This is a genomic window from Schinkia azotoformans, assembly GCF_035811335.1.
Classification (GTDB): domain Bacteria; phylum Bacillota; class Bacilli; order Bacillales; family Bacillaceae_J; genus Schinkia; species Schinkia azotoformans.
Map to the genome: position 1 here is coordinate 1 of NZ_JARSMD010000005.1, position 19603 is coordinate 19603.

Below are 19603 nucleotides of genomic sequence, written 5' to 3' on the forward strand. Positions count from 1 at the left end.
AAACAGGGTGATTAATAACACAATAAAAGCCAAATTGTGACCCTGAAATACCAATAAATGCACCAATACTAACAAGAGAGTCAGAAAGATTGTCCTTGGCAGCAGCTTTGATGGATTGACTATTAATTTTTTTAGCTAGGTTTATATTATAATAATAAACCAAGAACATGATGATCGAACAGATTAATGCAACCCACCCGGTAAACATATCCGGAATAGCATTACCTTCATCAGTTAGACTTTTAACACCTTCAATTATTACTTGGATCCCTACCGAAATCATGATAAAAGCCGCAATTAGCGACGCAATTGTTTCAGCACGAAAATGACCATAATGATGATTTTTATCTGGAGGTTTCCTAGCTATTTTTAACCCGACTAAAACTGCTATTGAGGCAACTACATCTGTTGAATTATTTAATCCATCAGCAAGTAATGCTTCTGAATTACCCAAAAACCCAATCAACAATTTAGATACAGATAAAAATATATATGTGATAATACTAAGCCAAGCACCTTTTTCTCCAGCCTTGAGGTTTTCGTAAGACTCCACTAATATGCCCCCATACAAATAAAATAATTTTCCTTATTGAGTATGGCATATCAAAATCGAGTGTGTCTACAGCAACAGTTTTTCCTTATTGCAACAATTCATCTTGGATACCTACAAAAACTGTGCAAGAAATATCTAATACAGTATAGGTGATGATTGGCTTTACCAAAAATAGGAACGCTTAGAATGTTTAAAGTAGCTCTAAGCTCAAAATATATAGTCTTATGAAGATCAGTCCTACACAAACTAAAATAATATATTCTCTAGCTGTTACCGTAGTCTTTGATTTCCAAAGTATTTCATGTACAGTCACATACCCTAATGTCCCGATTGCACTACCCATTAATATTGTATTAAACTGGTGGGATAGATTGGAAATACTTATTCCTCCTAAGATACTTACACCAAGAATCAGTGCTAAAAGAGCTGTAATCAATGAAAAAGATAATGAATTTGAACCAGCAAGTATACTAGATACCATTAATGTTATTCCCTCTGGAATATGATGTAAAAAAAGTGCCCATAAGAGAGGTGATCCTGTAATTGACTGGTCGACTATATTGGTGCCTATAGCAAATCCAGTTGGAACATTATGAATAGCGACAGCAATTATTAAAAATATAATGCCATGAACATAATTTGAAGCTTTCCCGTTATGATTGTTTTTACTATGAAATATGTTCTCGATTGCCATCATTCCAATTATCCCTAAAAATCCACCTATTATCAGTCCTAGCTGATCATATTGCTGTATGCTTTCTGGTATGACTTCAAAAATTAACAAACCGACTAATAATCCACCACAAAAAATATAAAGCCTATGAATTTTTCCAGGTAAGTACTGCTTAAAAAAAGTTGTTGTGATTCCACCAATGTACATTCCTAAAAATGCTAAAAAGGATATAAACAGCGAAATGTATAAATTAAATATCATGAACCCTTGCCCCTTTCGTCATTCTGGCTGTTCATTCATGTATACGTTAATTTTTGAAAAGACATGCATAAGATAGCTTGAATATCCATAAATATAGCCTATTTACAAATTTTGTTATTTGATGTATCTTATATTTAACATATGAATAAATACTCATATGTTTATGTTTGCATAGGAGGATTCTAAATCATGAATAAAGACGAACACCTATTTTTAGATGAAGACCTAATTGAAGTGGTTTCAAGAAATTTTAAAGCCTTGGGGGATCCCACCAGAATTAAACTGTTGTATTTATTATCTCAAGAAGAGTGTTCTGTAGGTCATATTGCTGAAGTACTTAATATGTCTCAATCAGCCATATCCCATCAATTGTCATTTCTAAAAAATCTTAGATTAGTTAAATCACGACGAGACGGAAAATCAATTTATTACACATGTGATGACGAACATGTTATTGAGATATTAAAAATCATGATTAATCATACAACCCATAATTAGGAGGAATAAAAATGAGTCACCATCATCACCACGGACATGAGCACGGTCATGGTCACAGTCATGACCATCATGGACACCACCATCATGGCCCAACTAGGGAAGGAAATAAGAAAGGTTTAGCCATTGCATTAACCATCACTACTGGCATTATGCTTTTAGAGTTTTTCGGTGGGTTAATCACAAACAGTTTAGCCCTGCTCTCGGATTCAGGTCATATGTTAAGCGATGCCAGTTCATTAGCACTTAGCTTAATTGCTATGTGGTTTGCAGCAAGACCAGCATCACCAAATAAGACCTTTGGTTTTTACAGATTCGAAATTTTGGCTGCTCTTTTTAATGGGGTTTCACTCTTTTTAATAGCTGGTTTTATCGTTTATGAGGCTTACGGGCGATTCTTTGACCCACCAACTGTGGCAAGTGGCTCAATGATGCTGATTGCATTAATAGGTCTTTTAGCAAACCTATTAAGTGCTTGGGTATTAATGAGAAAGGGAGACGTGAAAGACAATGTGAATTTACGAAGTGCATATTTACACGTGTTAGGTGATGCATTAGGTTCAGTTGGAGCGATGCTAGCAGGAATAGTAATGTATTTCTTTGGCTGGTATGTAGCAGACCCTATTATTAGTGTTATTGTTGCACTCCTGATACTGAAAAGTGCTTGGGGAATTATCAAGCATACCGTGCATATTCTAATGGAGGGGACTCCTATAACCATTGACCAACAAGAGGTTTATAAGGCATTAGAGGAAATTCCGGGGGTTATTAACATTCACGACCTGCATATATGGACGATTACATCAGGTTTAGACTCTTTAAGCTGTCATATCCTAATTGAAGATAATCAAGATAGTCAGGTTATTCTACAAGAAGCCATCACTAAAATTGAAAACATATTTAAAATTAAACATACAACGATACAGGTTGAAAAATCAGATTTACAACATGCAGAAACAGAGGTATAGTCAATTACAAGCAAAACCAAAGCTCTTATTCGCATCTTGGTTGTGAATAAGAGCTTTATCATTCCAATGCCTATTATTTCTTTCAATTCACATTCATTTATTGATCAGATTTTTTCATTTCTATAATTAAAATATGAGATGTATTTTCCGATTGAATAGTGATATCCTCTTCAACAATTTCCATGCCATCTCTATCGTTTAACTCAATACCATTAATAGTAGATATACCTTCAATTTGTACTAAATATGCCTGTCTTCCTTCTTTCACTGGGAAGCCGATTTCTTTTCCCTGCTCTAATTCTAAAGAATAGATATTAGCATCTTGATGAATTTGAATGGGCGCATCACCGCCTACCCCAGAAACCATGTGCAGCCATTTGTTTTTTCTGTCATCCCAATTGAATCTGTAATCACCATAGTTAGGTGTATAACCATATTGATCAGGTAATATCCAAATTTGTAATAACCTTAATGTATCTACCCCTAAGTTGTGCTCACTGTGGAGCACACCAGTACCTGCACTCATATACTGGACATGACCGCGAGTGATTGTATTTTTATTTCCCATGCTATCACCATGAGTTAATTCCCCATTTACTGCATAGGATATGATCTCCATATCACGATGCGGATGAGTTCCGAAGCCCGTTTGTGGATTGATTAAATCGTCATTAATTACTCGTAAAACACCGAACTGAATATTGTCAGGATTATAGTATTCTGCAAAAGAAAAATGAAACTTACTTCTTAACCATCCAAGATTACTTGAGCCCATTTGATTGCTATCAATTTTTTTTAACATATTATTCTCTCCATTCTATTTTAAAAAAATTAATACAAATTCATATATTATTAATTTCAGATATATTACTAAAAAAATTATAACCCTTGCGCTTGATACCCCAATTTTTTTAACAGTTGGATCAAAACTTCTTTCTCATTAGAATCCAACCCGCTACATATTTCATGAATGGCTGTCCTGTGATTAGGAAAAACTTCATCCATAAATTTAGTTCCTTCTTCAGTTATCGTTGCATATGTGACTCGGCGATCTTTCGGACAAGGTCTTCTAGTTAAGAATTTTTTCTTCTCCAACTTGTCAACCACATAAGTAATACTACTGCTTGCTATAAGAACTTTTTCACCAATTTTTTGTATTGGTTGTTCCCCTTTACTATAAATCAACTCTAAAACGGCGAACTCTGTTGCGTTTAGCCCCATAGACTTGATGTCTTCTTCAACACGTTTATTTATCGATTGCAATGCGCGTGATAACACTATAAATAACTTAAGAGACAAATCCTCTTCTACTAGTTTTTTGTCCGTAGTCCCCATGATTAGTCTTCCCTTCCTTTTATCTCGAATTCGAGATAATTGTATAATATTAAAATTTCTATGTCAACAAAGCTTTAGAGGATTGAAAACATTAGGTATAAAGCTCAATTTCACAAATTAAATAACGAATTTGCTTGACCTTCATAATCATATAAAAATAATCCTTTATAAAGAGGTGTATATACATGGAGAATTTTAAATATTTCGAAGGCCCTAAAAACATTACAACGGGACCACATCCATCATCACCAGGGGCATGTCAAGCGCATTTTAATCACCAAACCTATAGCCATTTTCATAAACAGACACACCAACCTACGTATCCAAATCCTCATTACACTAACGGATATATGTATCCAGAAATTCCAACGGGAAGACCGCCGTTTGGTTATTATCCCTATCAATATTATTAAAATGTATTAACAAACTACAGCAAATACCCTTCCACCTTTTCCTTTAAATTATTTTATAACCGAAGGGTGTCTGATCTCACCTAAAAAACGTCTGTACCTTATTGGCAGACGTTTTTTAGTATTTCTAATAGTTACTGTTCTGCCTGTTTTTTTGCATTTAATCGATTTTCCAACATATGAATCATATATAGGAAATGTTCAGCTTCACGAACCACATGGTCAGCTAATAAAGGGCTTATTACATTTCGGATTTGGCATGATTTGATCAATTCCAACCCTGCCTTCTTAAAGGCAAGTATTTCTTGAGCTGCATTTTCACTATCATTATTTAATTTGCCGATGATCGGATATGTTGGTTGTTTACGATACAACATCGACTCAACATCTCTAGCTTGATTTAATAGTGTTTCGAAATCGTCACCAAATTTACGTGCTGTAATGACCAAATTTCGTTCAGACTGGTCTAACAAAGAGGCAATAAAACGGGAATGTTCCATCATGATTCGTATCCAAAATACGTTTTCAGTTATAATTGCATCTTGGATGGGGTCTAAAATGCCCTTATTGAACTTATTTAAAGTTCGCATAAAATATTCTGCTTCCCTTGCAATGTGATCCACGAGCAAAGGAAAGTTGAAACCGCTAATCTTACAATTAATGATTAGAATCAAAAGATTTCTTTTAAAATTACGAAATCCTTGTACGAGATCTATACTTTCTTCGTTTAACTTTCTAACTAATTCCACATTGTTCGGCGTTTGGTAAGCCTTCTTTTCTTGCTGTTCAAAATAATGATAAAATCTATCGGTTTGTTGAATAAGATGTGTATCCTTTCGATTAAAGCCTTCCCCTAAAAATAGGGAGTGTTCTTTCATAATTCTTAACCAAAACTTGTTTTCTGTTAGAGATCGCTCTACAAATAGTTGCTCTGTAAGTGATTCAGGTTTTGCAGCAAACGATTCTGGAGAAATTAACATCTGATTGAATTGGTCCATATTCACATGACCCGGAAGTTGAGGATGATTCTGCATCGAATTCCTCCTTTGATTTTACTTATTACAAATAATATTTTTAAAAAATGGGATTATGTATTGGACAAGATTTGATATTTTAGGGGGAAAATGAAATTTTAAAAAGCGTTCCTATTTTTTTAGGAACGCTAGCCTCAAAGATTTTTCTTATTTAATTGCATTTAATTGGTCTAGATAACCTTTTAATGTTTCTTCTGTCATTGGTGCAAATCCAGTTTCACCTGCGAATTTACCCGCATTTTCAACTACGAATTTTGCATAGTCTAATACTTGTGGTTTTTCTTTTGCATAATCAACATTTAAATAAGTGAATACCGGACGAGTGAATCCTGCATAATCAAGATCTTCCCCAATTGTCTTGAGACTTGGTGAAACAGGGCCTTTTCCAAAGTCTACGCTAACCGCTTGTAATTTATCAGTATTGTTTGCATAGTAACCATAGCCGAAAAATGCGATCGCATTTTTATCTTTAGATACTAAATCAACTAATGTTGAATATTCTTGTTGGAGATTTACAGTTTTCACCAACGGCTGTTCGTCTAGGATTTTTTCAAAGAAAAATTCGTATGTTCCATGGTTTTCGTTAGGTCCAAAGAACTTTACTTCTTCAGCTGGCCAGTCTGGACGAATATCAGACCATAATACTTTATCATCAGCTTTGATTTTTCCAGAAATAAACATGTTCACAATTTCGTCTTTCGTCATTTCAGTTGCCCATGTATTTTCTTTATTAATAACCATTGTTAAACCATCATAAGCAAGTTTGATTTCTAATACGTTTTCGCCCATTTTCATGCCTTTTTCCGCAAGCTGTGCTACTTCCTCATCTTTAATAGGTCTTGAAGCATCAGAAAAATCAAGTTCACCTGGGATGAATTTTTTGAAGCCTGCGGATGAACCAGCACGACCTACTTGGACACTTACGCTTTCTTGTGCAGTTGTCATATATTCTTCAGCAATACGTGCCATTAATGGATATACAGTTCCAGAACCATCTACGATAACGTCACCTTCTAATTCTGTAGCTTGATCAGCTGGTTGTTCGCCTTCAGTTGGAGTTTCAGTTGATTGTTGCCCCCCACATGCTGCGGTAAAAATGACTAGAGCTAACATTAAAAGCATAAAAAGAAGATTTTTCATTTTTTTCATTTCCCCAAATTCCTCCTGCGTTGTTTGTTATCTTTTACAATTATTAGTCTAATAGTTTTGTATTAAGCGCATATAAACTAATCGTTAATATTTTGTAAATTCGACTTTTTAGACTTATAAATATAAAAAAACCAAGAGGCCCCCACTCTCTCGGTTTTGTTCATTTAAACAATCACTTAGGTTCTTCCAGCTTATATCCTACACCCCGAATTGTTTTAATATATACTGGTTTTTTTGAATTTCTTTCAATCTTTTCTCTAAGATGACTAATATGAACATCTACTATTCTAGTATCATTTGCATACTCGTAATTCCAAACATCATTTAATAATTGGTCCCTAGTTATGACAAGTCCTTTGTGCAGCGATAAATAGACTAGTAGTTCGAATTCTTTCGGGGTAAGGTCAAGTCTCTCTTCACTAATATAAGCTTCAAAGCGTTCAGGAAAAATCTTCAAATCTCCAACTTGTATTTTTTCTTCCTTTGACTGTTTATTTTCGATAGTATCTATCACTGGTTTTCTTCTTAAAATCGCCTTTACTCGGGCAACCACTTCTCTTGGACTAAATGGCTTCGTCATATAATCATCTGCACCAAGTTCAAGGCCTAAAATTTTGTCAAATTCATCACCTTTTGCCGTTAACATTAGGATCGGTATCATGATTTTATCTTCACGCAATTTTTTACATACTTCGATTCCATCGAGTTTGGGCAGCATTAAATCAAGGATCATGATATCCGGATTTTCTTCCATAACCATTTTTATACCTGCCTCACCATCCATGGCAGAGCTTACGTCAAACCCAGATTGTTGCAAATTATATTGTAGTAATGTGATAATTGCTGGTTCATCATCTACAACTAATACCTTTTTGACCATGATATCCTCCAATAAGTATGTTTTAGCTCCTTATATAAAAATCTACCTTTGTATTGTTAATTTAGTTTTTTTAAAATATTAAGTTTTTGTAAATATATTAAAATAGGACCTTGTTATTCAAATTCACATTTGAATATTTCGATGTTTTAGTTTATTGTATATTCAAACGAACACTTGAATAACAAGGAAGTGGAACAGTTATGGGGGCAAAGGATACTTGTGATATTTATTGTTTTGATGAAGAAAAAGTTAATCGAATTCAAAACGATATGCAAAATGAAGATTTATCAAATATTGCTTTAGTTTTTAAAGCACTTGCGGATGAAAATAGGGCAAAGATCACCTATGCCTTATGCCAAGATGAGGAGTTGTGTGTATGTGACATTGCCAATATCATCGGTGCTACTGTTGCAACAACCTCCCATCATTTACGGACCCTTAAAAGCCGCGGGATTGTAAAATTTCGAAAAGAAGGTAAATTAGCTTTCTACTCTCTTGACGATGAACATGTAAAGCAGTTAATTGGAATTGCATTAGCTCATACAAAAGAGGAGAAAGCCCATGTCTGAGCAAGCTGTGCAAAAACATTCGAGGAGAATGTGAAACACCTGGATGGTGTTATCGATGCACAGGTAAACTTCGGCGCCGCAAAGATTACAGTTTATGGGAATACGACGATTGAAGAACTTGAAAAAGCAGGGGCTTTTGAAAACTTAAAATTGCGAGGGGAAAAAGAACAAAGAATCAAACAAGAACCATTTTGGAAACAAAAAGAAAATATAAAAGTGTACATCTCCTCATTATTACTGCTTTTCGCTTGGTTTTTAGGGCATCAATACGGTGAAGATCATATTGCCCCAATGATTGTCTTTGCAGCCTCCATTCTAATTGGTGGGTACACATTATTTAGGAAAGGTCTTAAAAATTTAAGCAAGTTTCAGTTTGATATGAGCACACTTATGACAATTGCTATCATTGGAGCTGCTTTAATTGGTGAATGGAGCGAAGGGGCAACTGTCGTTATACTCTTCGCTATTAGTGAGGCTCTAGAGAGATTTTCTATGGATAAAGCGCGAGAGTCTATTGAGTCATTGATGGACATTGCACCTAAGGAAGCATTAATCCGGCGTGGTACCCTAGAATTTCCAATCAATGTGTATGACATTCAGATTGGCGACACCATGATTGTAAAGCCCGGACAAAAGCTGGCAATGGACGGCATTGTTGTTAAAGGGACTTCAACATTAAATCAAGCCGCGATTACGGGTGAATCTGTTCCTGTAACTAAGACCATTGATGATGAAGTATTTGCTGGTACCTTAAATGAAGAAGGCTTATTAGAGATAAAAGTAACAAAATTGGTGGAAGACACAACATTGTCCAAAATCATTCATTTAGTGGAAGAGGCCCAAGCAGAACGCGCACCATCTCAAGCCTTTATAGATAAATTTGCAAAATATTACACACCGGCGATTGTTGTTTTAGCCTTTTTGATTGCTAGTATTCCACCTTTTTTAGGCGGAGATTGGAGTACTTGGATTTACCAAGGGTTATCTGTACTAGTTGTTAGCTGTCCTTGTGCACTTGTTATTTCAACACCCGTTTCTGTAGTAACGGCCATTGGAAATGCTGCAAGAAATGGAGTTTTAATTAAAGGCGGCATCCATTTAGAAAAAACAGGATCGTTAAAAGTCATTGCTTTTGATAAAACCGGAACTCTTACAAAAGGCATTCCAGTAGTGACAGATATTGTGACTTTTGACGGGAATGAAAATGAAGTATTAGCCATTACAGCAGCGATCGAAAAAGGATCTCAACACCCTCTTGCTTCGGCAATCATGAAAAAGGCCGAAGCCAACGGATTAAATTTCAATGATATAGCTGTTGAAGAATTACAGTCACTTACAGGAAAAGGAATAAAAGCAAGAGTTAAGAACGAAATGTATTATGTCGGAAGCCCAAACTTGTTTAAGGAAATCCTTCCAGATGGCATCGATAATACAATTACAGAAAAAATTTCAACGCTTCAAACACAAGGGAAAACCGTCATGATCATAGGTACAGAAAATAAAATTCTTTGCTTAATTGCCGTAGCAGACCAAATAAGAGAAACATCAAAAGAAGTAATATATAAACTACACCAGCTTGGAATCAAAAAAACAGTTATGCTCACCGGTGATAATAAAAGAACAGCAAATGTGATTGGAAAAGAAGTTGGGGTTTCGGAGATTAAGGCTGATTTACTTCCAGAAGATAAATTAACATTTATCAAAGAACTTCGTGAAAATTACCAAAGTGTTGCGATGGTTGGTGATGGAATTAATGACGCTCCAGCTCTTGCTGCCTCAACAGTAGGGGTTGCAATGGGAGGGGCCGGAACGGATACTGCACTTGAAACCGCAGATATTGCTTTAATGTCTGATGATCTAAGCAAATTGCCATTTACAATGAATTTAAGTCGGAAGGCACTTGGAACGATAAAACAAAACATTGCTTTTTCCTTAGTCGTGAAAGCACTAGCTTTACTTTTAGTCGTACCTGGTTGGCTAACGCTTTGGATCGCCATATTTGCAGATATGGGAGCCACATTGATTGTAACTCTAAATAGTTTAAGATTATTGAAGGTTAAAGACCAATAGTTTTTTAAATTAAAAGAATTGAACTCCGACGCTAACGAGTTCAATCCTTTTAATTTACTTTAAGTTTTAGCTATATAAAAGCCAAGAATAACAAGGGAGACCGAAACGACTACGACATAAATTGATGTTAATCGCATCACATTGGACTTGCTCTTTTTCCCATAGTTTTCGTCATTTTCTTTAGACACGGATATGGTTACCAATGTGCCAATTATTAAAACTACAACGGCTATCGCCAGAAGATAAAACATTAAGTGGAAGATTCTCCTTTCCAAATGAAATCAACGCTACATCTTTAATTCATTTATACCATCCGCTGTATAAAGATGCAAAAAATAAGCATCGCCCTAAAGTGGTGCTTACTAATTTAATCAAGTTAGAAAATGGAAAAGAGTATTAACGTACCGGTCTACAATCTCTCTTTTTGATTGTTCAGGTAATTTATAAAAAGGAACCTTCTCTGGCAAAATGACGTGACTTAACATCATGCCGGCAATAAGTCTTGCACATCGTTCTCCATCAATAGTTGTATTTTTAAGTGAAAAATGAGCCTCTATTGCTTGCTTTAAACTATTCAAAAGAATTTCTGGCATGTTAATGCTTTGATCTAAGTTTTTCATAACACTTTCAGCGATTAAAACCCTTACCACTTGATCATTTCGCGACATTGTCTCTAGACGGTCGAATAATATTTTCCGAAAAAACTCCGCTGTTTCTTCTTCCTTTGCAAATTGCATAATTTTAGAATCAAATTGCCGTGCGATGATCGGTTTGAAAACAGATAAGAACAAATTTTGTTTGGTTGAAAATTTCCGAAACAAAGTCATTTCTGCAACCTCTGCTTCTTTGGCGATTTCTTGTGTAGTTGCCTGAAGATAACCTTTTCTTAAAAACACCCGAAGTGCAGCAGCGATAATTTGGTCTGTTTTATCTCTCATTTCATATCTCCTTGGTACAGTTATTACTAACTATCATTCCCTTAATGTATCAATTAAAACCTACTACTATTCTTCCTGAATCCATTTCTTTATCTTTTTATTATTTTTCTCCATTGAATAATAAAGGATAGGAATTACAAAAAGTGTCAACAATGTCCCGACCGTTAGTCCCCCTAACACAACTGTCGCCATCGGGGCATTTGTTTCCGTTCCTTCTCCTAAACCGAATGCTATCGGGGCCATCCCTAGTATTGCTGTTCCGGTTGTCATAAGGATTGGGGTTAAACGTATTGGCGCAGCCTTCATCACTGTTTGATAGGCATCTAAACCTTGTTCCCGCAACTGCTTCATAAATTCAATCATAACAATTCCATTGCTGACAATAATCCCTGAAAGCATAATAATACCGAGAATGGCGGGCATACTTAAACTTCGATTAAAAACAAGTAAACTTCCTGTAATCCCCAATATAGTGAGTGGAATTGTGAACATAATGATAAAAGGATGCTTCACATTTTCAAATTCAGCCACCATTACCATATAAATAAGCAAGACTGCTAATAGAAGGGCGACCCCTAAATCAGAAAATGACTCTTTCATATCATCCATTTCGCCGCCAAATTCAACTGTATATCCTTTTGGGAGCTTATAATCTTTTAATCTGTCTTGAATCTTTTCACTAACCGTGCCTAAATCTGAATGAAAGATGCCGGCAGTTACATATGACATACGGATTTGGTTTTCACGAAAAATATCCGATGGCATAGTACCTTGACTTACTTCGATAAAATTTTGAAGCGGAATCATTCCATACTTGGTAGGGATCAAGACATTCTTAACATCGCCAATTTGATTTAAAGAACTTCCCTTATAGGATAAGCGAATGTCGATATCATCGGTATCTGTCCGCATGATCCCAATAACCTCCCCTCCATTGCCATACGTAAGGTTTTGCTGACTTGCATTACATCTAGACCATAGCTTTTCAATTTTTCTTTATTAAAATGAAGAATATATTCTGTTTTTCTTCCATTAAAACTATTGTCCGCCTCTCGTATTCCCGGTACTTCTTGAATCATTTGCGTTATATCATGTGATATACGATCTAAAACGTCCAAGTTTTCTCCCTTAACTATAATAAATACCGGGTCAGATGAAAATAAAGATGCCATGATAAATCCTTTTTCTTGAATTTTAATTTGAACACCAGGATATTTAAGTTTATTTCTAAGCGATTCCATCACCGCTGCTGTACTTTCATTTCTTGCTGCTTTATCAACTAACTTTACATGGATAAAGGCTTTATCCGATTGTTCTTGGTTCGGATTATCTTTTGTAAATCCTATACCAATATAGGTAGACTCCTTGCTTTTAATTTCATCTACCTTTTGCAAAATATCCTTCACCATTTTCTCAGTATCTTCTAATCTTTTATTTGGTGCCATATTAACATGTACCGTGAATTCCCCTGAATCCATCTTCGGCATAAACTCTTTCCCAATCATTGGTACGAAGGCAATTCCGGCTACAAGTGAAAGTAAGGCGGTAAAAAGAACTATTTTTCGATATTTCAATACATGTACCAAAAGGTTTTTATACCTGTCTTCGATTCCCTGCCTTAGTCTATCTAAAAACAAAGACCATTTTGATTTTTTCTTGAGCCATGGTATCGACTGCGAAAGTGACAAAAGTAAGGCAGTCAGAGTTGGTGTGACGGTAAACGATACAATTAGGGAAGACAATAAACTATATATAACTGTTAAAGCCAATGGACGAAAAATTTGGCCGGCCATCCCTCCGACAAATAGCATCGGTAAAAATACAATCATTTTTGTCATTGTTGACGCAAAAACAGCAGATGCCACTTCTTTTGTTCCTTCAATAGCGGCCGGGAAGACTGTCTTTTTTTCATCCTTATAGTGACGGTAAATATTTTGGAGAACAACAACCGCATCATCCACGACTAAACCAATGCTTAATGTTAATGCCCCCAGTGTAATTAGGTTAATCGTTAACCCGCTAAAATACATCAACAGAAATGACGCAATAATCGAAATCGGAATTGCTAACGCAATCACCAATGTGGCTGCTAATTCACCTAAGAAAAAATAAATGATAAGCGTTGCTAATCCTGCCCCAATGAATCCTTCTTTTGTTAAGTTTTTCACTGAATGATTAATAAACTGTGAGGAATCATTCGTGACAATTAATTTCCCTTTGCCCAACTCACCCTTAAGTTCATCAACTTTTTTCATGATCTTGGCTGCCATATCAATGGTATTGGCACCGTTTTGTTTATAGACATTAATGGTAACCGCATTACTGTTATTATAATAAGAGATTTTATCAATTTCTGATGTTTTAATCGACACATCGCCTAAGTCCTTTAGACGTAGTGGAATATCCAGCTGATTAGGAATAGGCGTATTTTCAAGTTCATAGATATTCGTTATTTCCGATTTACTTTTGATCGGTATAGATTTGTTTCCTTCATCCATTGCCCCCATTGCAAGCGTGATATTATCCTTCTGTAGAACCTGCTGAATTTGGCCAATGGTAATTCCGAATTGGGTTAACTTGCTTTCATCCAGTGAAATTTGAACCTCGTTTACTTGACCGCCCAAAATTTTAACAGACGCTACCCCTTCCACTTTTTGTAGTTCATCCTTTACCTGTTCTTCGGCAATCGTCGTTAATTCCTTCATCCCCTCTTCACCAACTAAGGCCAGCTCAACAATCGGTGTATCGGATGGATTTACTTTTTCTACAATTGGATCTTCTACTGTAGAAGGGAGATCTGTTTTGATCATTGATAATTTTGAGCGAATTTCATTTTCGGCTGTATTTAAATCCGTACCCCAATCAAATTGGATCATTACGCGGGAAACATTTTGCGAGCTTGTTGAATTTATTGAATCAAGATCCTCTAAATCAGCCATTTCTTCCTCAATAACCTTTGTCACTTGCTCCTCCATTTCTTCCGGAGAGGCCCCTGCATTTATAGTTGTAATAGTCACAACTGGAAGATCAAGATCAGGAAACAAATCTACAGGAATCCTTAATAAAACGAACAATCCCATAAGAACAATCATTAAGACAACCATAAATACTGTCAGTGGACGTTTTAATAGTACCTTAAACATTTAGTTCCCACTCTCTTTCTGGATCGTTTGAACTTTATCTCCATCCCGGACAAATTCAACTCCATCCACGATAATAACCTCTCCTTTTTGCAGTCCACTTACGATCTCAATATTGGTTTCCGTCCGAATCCCTGTGTAAACAACTCTTTTTTCAGCCATATCATTTTCAATCACGTAGACAATATACTCCCCTCTATCATTCAATACGGCATCTGCCGGAACTGTAATAGTCGCTTTTTTGTCAGCTACCGGGACATTAACCTCAGCTGTCATTCCTGGTTTAAGCAGTCCATTTTCATTGTCGATAATAACTTTCACCTTGAATAAATTCGTTTTCAAATCCGCGTGTGGCGGTATTTCAATAATCGTACCGTTAAAATTTTTGTTTAAGGTTGCGTTTTTTACGACTACCTGATCTCCTTGATTCAAATTTAAAAAGTAGGATTCAGGAATATTGATGAGAGCATATACTTGATCAATATTATGAACAAAGGCCAAAGGCATACCTGAACCAACGAATTCTCCTTTCTCAGCCTGGATATCTGCTATAAAGCCGGAGATTGGACTTTTTATGGATAGGTCTTTCACCTTTGATTGTAATGCGGTATAAGCAGCATTAGCCTGCTGATACTGTGCTTCTCCAACTTGAACGGTTTCCTTTGTCGGGCCTGCTTTCATTTGCTCCAATTGGTACTTCAAAGATGCATATTGAGATTTTACAATTTCTAATTCAGTTTCAGCTTGCTCCAGCTGCTGTTTACTAATGGCCCCATTTTCAAATAATACTGCTAACCGATCTGTATTTAAGTTTGCTGCATCATATTTAGCTTTTGCTGCCTGTAGATTTTCTTCCACACTGTTAATTTCCTGTTCACTTACTCCCGCTTTCATTTTTTCTAAATTAGCTTTTGAAACTGCCACTGCAGCTTTTTTATTTAAAATTTCTGATTCAAGGTCTTTATTCTCAATTAAAAATAAAAGATCCCCTTTATGAACTTCTTCTCCATTCTTATCTGGAGCCAATTTAATGTTTCCGGGTATAGACGATGAAATTGTTACTGTTTCTTTACTAACGATCTCCCCAAAGAATCTCTCGGTATTTGATAACGGTTGCTCCTCAACCGTATGTGCGGTTACATATAATTCTGCAAATTCTTGGGTTGCTTCCTCCGCTTGACAACCACTTAAAATACTAATGAATAACAAAGCAAAAACAACTAAAATACGTTTATTCATCAGATTCATCACCAACCTTCTTTTTTGTGCTTGATTTAAATTTAATTCAGTTAGTTAGTACAAACTAACATTAATAGCAAAAAAAAAAAACCTATTTCATAAACTTATACTAATGTTAGTTATCACTAACATTAGTATATAGAAAGAGTGGCAATTTGAAAACACTTTTTACAAAACTTAAGCAAGTAGGTAGATGGTTGCCAAGCTAGTGATTTTCTTTTACGTATTATTACGATAATTCAAAGTAATAATGGAATTCCTTCCGCATTGATAGGCGTAATAAATCCAATATGTTTTCATGTATCAATCAGCCCTTCTAAGGTTACTGGGATACTAGGGCGTGGTTTAGTTTTCGTTTACGGGATTTAAACATATCCTCGGCTTAATTATTCTTGCATCGAAATTGATTGCATTAATTGTAATTACTTCTTTAGAAGATTTCGCTGAAATATAAAAGTATATGTTAAACCATTTGCAAAGTATATATACTATCGCCGTTTCGTCTTGTCCTATCCCTCATACTATATATTAGTTTTAAGGAAAGGGGGGAAGCGTATGTGTAACGACCACGATCATTGTTGTAATAATGAGCATAAGAATTGTCATCCTACTTGCCACAAACACCATCATCGCTGCAAAAGAATGCATCATAAATGCCACCATAATTGCCACGAATGCCATCATCGCTGCAAAAAAAAGCATCATAAATGCCACCATAATTGCCATGAATGCCAACATTGTTGTAAACAGGAACAGGATATGTGCCAGCATAATTGCTGTAAATGCAATCATTGTTGTAGAAACAATTTCCATAGCTGTTGGTAGTTCCTGTCACACCAATAAATACCAACACTTATTTGACAACTTCTATGCAATAAAAATCGTTGTTGTTAATGGCGCTGAAGCTCACTTATTAGTGAGCTTCTTTTTATTTCACTCAAAATCACTGTGGCAACGATGGGATAAGGAATTTTAAAAATTGTTGAGGGGAAAACAGCGCCTGCTTTTTTATTTATTATAATTGTGAAATTAGTGTGAAACTTCCTAGTATACCGTGTTTTATATCACGCTTTTTAATATACTAAAATCATAGGTACATAGTAATCATTGCAAGCAACAATACAGAGAGGGTTGAAAATATGTACAACCAGTTTTTAAAGGGAATCCCTTTTCTTAAAGATTTGCCTGACCACGTAATTGGCGATTTAAGTGCAAAGGTAAAAATAGCTACATATAAAAAAGGTGAATTTATTTATCATGAAACTGATCTAGCCAAAGCTGTATTTTTTGTAAAAAGTGGATTGGTCAAAATTAAAACAATTAACCATGAAGGAAAGGAATTTGTAATCTCTATTAAACGGGCAGGCAATGTTTTTGCAGAGACCTCTCTATTCGTTGACAAGCCCGCAACGTATTCCGGAACTGCAAAAGCCACTGAAAAGACGGAAGTTTTATTCATTCTGTCCTCGGATTTAGAGGAAATTATCTCTATGAATCCTAGTTTAGCTGTTGAAATTATACGTATGATGGGTAAACAATTACGTTTCTCTACTTCTATTTTACGTGATGTTGCTTTACTAGATATCTATAGCAAAACGGTTAAAACGATCGAACGGTTGGCTCATGAATTCGGAACGAAAACGAATGACGAAGTTAAAATTGAAGTTCCCCTAACTATACAAGATTTAGCTAATATTATTGGTTCTACTCGTGAAAGTGTAAGCAGAGTGGTTTCCAAATTAAAAAAGCAGGACCTAGTCACGGTTGATGAAAAGACGATTATCATCAATAACTGGGATGATTTTAGAGAAATGTTTGTAAACTCTTAATATATTCTTAACGTCAGGCTCTTAGGGCCTGCTTTTTTTATTATATATAGGAATATGATAAAGTAAGCATAGTATAATAATGAAGATGGAAACCAATTTACATTTAATGCCATTGTCTGTCTTGATAGTATTGTTGAATTAAATCAAAGGATACAGGCTTTTTGATTTTTTGTGACTCTTGTAATCAATTAAGACGCAACATGATCCTTATTTAAACCATCTAATGCCTCATAAATCTCTGCATCCAGTTTTTCAGCTAATTCTTTTTTGTAAGTCTTTTCATACTCTGGCTCTACTGTAATTTTTCCGCCGTAAAACATAACATCTTCAACAGATTCAACATCTACTGAGAAAGTTTGAATTTTAATCGTTTTGTCAAATGACTCTGTTTGATAGACTTTTCCTTTGATAGCATAGCTGCTTCCTGCTCCGATTACTCCCAAAATGACATTTGGATTTTTTTCAATGTTCTCAATAACAGAGGCTTTAGCCCCTACTGCAAAATGAACTTGTTCACCAGTTGGATTAGCTAGCACCCATGAAATAGAACTTAAATGTGGGGCATCATTTTCCGCATCAACTGTAATTAAAGATACAAGTTTTCCTCCGTTTAACGATTGAATTAATTCCTCAGTTAGTTTTTCCATGTATATCTATCCTTTCTTTGTGCGTTTCTAATTAAAATTTACTTTAAATAAATAATAAATAAACTTTAAGATAATTACAAATATTTTATACTTTTTAATTTATAAACTTTCATTAGTGAAGATGGACCGTTCCCCTATCATTTATCACAAAACTCAACTTCACACTTTCTTCAAAAAAAAAATAACAACGTTATCACTATTGAAAAGAATATTTCTGATATACTATATTAAGACGTTTAAAAAACTATTTGAGAGGTATATAAATGAACAAAACTAAGAACTCACCATTTAAATTGATTGTGATTCTGACACTTGTAATCGTCGCTACAATGGTTGCATTAGTTTTTGCAAATGGTAGTACAAATTCAACTTCCACTACAGAACAAACATTTGATAAGGCCCCATCAATTGAGGGGCAACCTATTTTAGGTGATCCCAATGCTCCTATAACTGTTGTTGAGTTCGGTGATTATATGTGTCCAGCATGCAAAGCTTGGGGACAAGATTATTTTCCTGCATTGATGGATGAATATATTAATACTGGAAAAGTAAAATTTGTCTATGTAAATGTCATGTTTCATGGAGAAGAATCTATACTAGGATCTCTGGCAGCTGAATCTATTTATAAGCAAAATCCTGAAGCATACTGGCAGTTTCATAAAGAATTGTTTAATTCACAACCAACCGATGAGCACGAAGCTAGTTGGATTAATAATGACCTGCTTTTGACTATAGCTAATTCTATTCCAACGATAGATACGGATAAATTACAAAATGATCTTGTCCAACAATCAGCCATGAAAGAAATTGAAATAGACAAAAAATTAGTGGAAGATTACAAAGTTGAGTTTACTCCGAGTATTATGGTTAACGAAACGATGCTTGAAGATCCATTTGATTACGAAAGAATTAAGACCTTGATTGAACAAGAACTTGATGGTAAATAAAGATGAGCAATAAATTACCTATTCACAAAAATCAAATACTTCTTTACACGGCATGGCTCGTTTCGATTGTAGCTACCTTGGGAAGTCTATACTTTAGTGAAATACGTGGTTTTATACCATGTGAACTTTGCTGGTATCAACGGATTTTAATGTATCCTTTAGTGTTAATCTTAGGAATCGGGACATTCCAAAGTGATATTTCAGTGAAGAAATTTGTTCTTCCGATGTCACTATTCGGTGGGGCTATTTCATTCATGCATTACTTGGAACAAAAGGTTCCGGGATTCGCCGGTATTAAACCATGTGTTAAAGGCGTTCCTTGTAGTACAGAATACATTAACTGGCTAGGATTTATTACGATTCCATTCCTCGCTTTAACCGCTTTTACGTTAATATCAATACTTTTGATTTTAATGAAAACAAAAAAATAATATTTTAACAATACGAATAATAGAACGCTCAAGCC

General features: G+C 35.2%; 19 protein-coding genes and 2 pseudogenes. 8 read left to right on the forward strand and 13 right to left on the reverse strand.

Annotated elements, in window-relative coordinates; all coding sequences use genetic code 11:
- Positions 1–553 (reverse strand): cation diffusion facilitator family transporter (locus P9E47_RS02235; protein ID WP_326162508.1); only part of this gene is annotated, 553 nt, incomplete at its 3' end.
- Positions 554–743: 190 nt separating this feature from the next.
- Positions 744–1487: a ZIP family metal transporter gene (locus tag P9E47_RS02240; RefSeq protein WP_004432136.1), complete on the reverse strand. Its 744-nt coding sequence runs from the start codon at positions 1485–1487 to the stop codon at positions 744–746.
- A 189-nt stretch (positions 1488–1676) separates the two neighbouring features.
- Here P9E47_RS02240 and P9E47_RS02245 point away from each other — a divergent pair, with 189 nt between their 5' ends.
- Both P9E47_RS02245 and P9E47_RS02250 read left to right on the forward strand, forming a co-directional pair.
- Positions 1677–1985 (forward strand): ArsR/SmtB family transcription factor, encoded by a 309-nt coding sequence (locus P9E47_RS02245; protein WP_004432134.1) that lies wholly within the window; start codon positions 1677–1679, stop codon positions 1983–1985.
- 11 nt (positions 1986–1996) lie between these two features.
- Positions 1997–2950 carry a cation diffusion facilitator family transporter gene (locus P9E47_RS02250; protein WP_326162509.1) on the forward strand — a complete coding sequence of 318 codons (954 nt, stop codon included), beginning with the start codon at positions 1997–1999 and terminating at the stop codon, positions 2948–2950.
- A gap of 97 nt (positions 2951–3047) precedes the next feature.
- Here P9E47_RS02250 and P9E47_RS02255 read toward each other — a convergent pair whose 3' ends face one another.
- Positions 3048–3752, reverse strand: a complete 705-nt coding sequence (locus P9E47_RS02255; RefSeq protein WP_004432130.1) for a pirin family protein — start codon at positions 3750–3752, stop codon at positions 3048–3050.
- A 77-nt stretch (positions 3753–3829) separates the two neighbouring features.
- Positions 3830–4285: a MarR family winged helix-turn-helix transcriptional regulator gene (locus tag P9E47_RS02260; protein ID WP_004432127.1), complete on the reverse strand. Its 456-nt coding sequence runs from the start codon at positions 4283–4285 to the stop codon at positions 3830–3832.
- Between the two features lie 185 nt (positions 4286–4470).
- Here P9E47_RS02260 and P9E47_RS02265 point away from each other — a divergent pair, with 185 nt between their 5' ends.
- Positions 4471–4698, forward strand: a complete 228-nt coding sequence (locus P9E47_RS02265) for a hypothetical protein (protein WP_004432126.1) — start codon at positions 4471–4473, stop codon at positions 4696–4698.
- 131 nt (positions 4699–4829) lie between these two features.
- Here the strand turns inward: P9E47_RS02265 and P9E47_RS02270 are convergent, their stop codons facing one another.
- From P9E47_RS02270 to P9E47_RS02280, 3 genes are all read right to left on the reverse strand, one after another.
- Positions 4830–5729: a DUF2935 domain-containing protein gene (locus tag P9E47_RS02270; protein WP_326162510.1), complete on the reverse strand. Its 900-nt coding sequence runs from the start codon at positions 5727–5729 to the stop codon at positions 4830–4832.
- Positions 5730–5876: 147 nt separating this feature from the next.
- Positions 5877–6878 carry a PstS family phosphate ABC transporter substrate-binding protein gene (locus P9E47_RS02275; protein ID WP_326162511.1) on the reverse strand — a complete coding sequence of 334 codons (1002 nt, stop codon included), beginning with the start codon at positions 6876–6878 and terminating at the stop codon, positions 5877–5879.
- 172 nt (positions 6879–7050) lie between these two features.
- Positions 7051–7758: a response regulator transcription factor gene (locus P9E47_RS02280; RefSeq protein WP_326162512.1), complete on the reverse strand. Its 708-nt coding sequence runs from the start codon at positions 7756–7758 to the stop codon at positions 7051–7053.
- A gap of 200 nt (positions 7759–7958) precedes the next feature.
- Between P9E47_RS02280 and P9E47_RS02285 the strand changes: the two genes are divergently transcribed.
- Both P9E47_RS02285 and P9E47_RS02290 read left to right on the forward strand, forming a co-directional pair.
- On the forward strand, positions 7959–8327 hold the full coding sequence (locus tag P9E47_RS02285; RefSeq protein ID WP_326162514.1) for an ArsR/SmtB family transcription factor: 369 nt from the start codon (positions 7959–7961) through the stop codon (positions 8325–8327).
- A pseudogene (locus P9E47_RS02290) lies at positions 8328–10397 on the forward strand (heavy metal translocating P-type ATPase); the annotation flags it as partial.
- Between the two features lie 59 nt (positions 10398–10456).
- Here P9E47_RS02290 and P9E47_RS02295 read toward each other — a convergent pair.
- The 5 genes and pseudogenes from P9E47_RS02295 to P9E47_RS02320 all read right to left on the reverse strand — a co-directional run bounded on the left by P9E47_RS02295 (position 10457) and on the right by P9E47_RS02320 (position 16527).
- The gene (locus tag P9E47_RS02295) at positions 10457–10648 is read right to left on the reverse strand and encodes a hypothetical protein (RefSeq protein ID WP_004432112.1); all 192 of its coding nucleotides are present in this window, start codon (positions 10646–10648) and stop codon (positions 10457–10459) included.
- A 120-nt stretch (positions 10649–10768) separates the two neighbouring features.
- A complete protein-coding gene (locus P9E47_RS02300) occupies positions 10769–11335 on the reverse strand; it encodes a TetR/AcrR family transcriptional regulator (protein WP_004432109.1) in 567 nt (188 codons plus the stop codon).
- A gap of 66 nt (positions 11336–11401) precedes the next feature.
- Positions 11402–14478, reverse strand: a pseudogene (locus P9E47_RS02310) (efflux RND transporter permease subunit).
- A complete protein-coding gene (locus P9E47_RS02315) occupies positions 14479–15714 on the reverse strand; it encodes an efflux RND transporter periplasmic adaptor subunit (protein ID WP_326162518.1) in 1236 nt (411 codons plus the stop codon). It abuts the pseudogene before it with no gap.
- 534 nt (positions 15715–16248) lie between these two features.
- Positions 16249–16527 carry a hypothetical protein gene (locus P9E47_RS02320; protein WP_004432100.1) on the reverse strand — a complete coding sequence of 93 codons (279 nt, stop codon included), beginning with the start codon at positions 16525–16527 and terminating at the stop codon, positions 16249–16251.
- Between the two features lie 326 nt (positions 16528–16853).
- Here P9E47_RS02320 and P9E47_RS02325 point away from each other — a divergent pair, with 326 nt between their 5' ends.
- The gene (locus tag P9E47_RS02325; protein WP_004432097.1) at positions 16854–17543 is read left to right on the forward strand and encodes a Crp/Fnr family transcriptional regulator; all 690 of its coding nucleotides are present in this window, start codon (positions 16854–16856) and stop codon (positions 17541–17543) included.
- Between the two features lie 188 nt (positions 17544–17731).
- Here the strand turns inward: P9E47_RS02325 and P9E47_RS02330 are convergent, their stop codons facing one another.
- Positions 17732–18190, reverse strand: coding sequence for a PNPOx family protein (locus tag P9E47_RS02330; protein WP_326162519.1), 459 nt, complete (start codon positions 18188–18190; stop codon positions 17732–17734).
- Between the two features lie 263 nt (positions 18191–18453).
- On the opposite strand from P9E47_RS02330, the gene P9E47_RS02335 reads away from it, so the two are divergent.
- Together P9E47_RS02335 and P9E47_RS02340 are read left to right on the forward strand one after the other, a co-directional pair.
- A complete protein-coding gene (locus P9E47_RS02335; protein WP_326162521.1) occupies positions 18454–19137 on the forward strand; it encodes a DsbA family protein in 684 nt (227 codons plus the stop codon).
- Positions 19138–19139: 2 nt separating this feature from the next.
- Positions 19140–19568, forward strand: a complete 429-nt coding sequence (locus P9E47_RS02340; protein ID WP_326162522.1) for a disulfide oxidoreductase — start codon at positions 19140–19142, stop codon at positions 19566–19568.
- Positions 19569–19603: the final 35 nt, after the last annotated feature.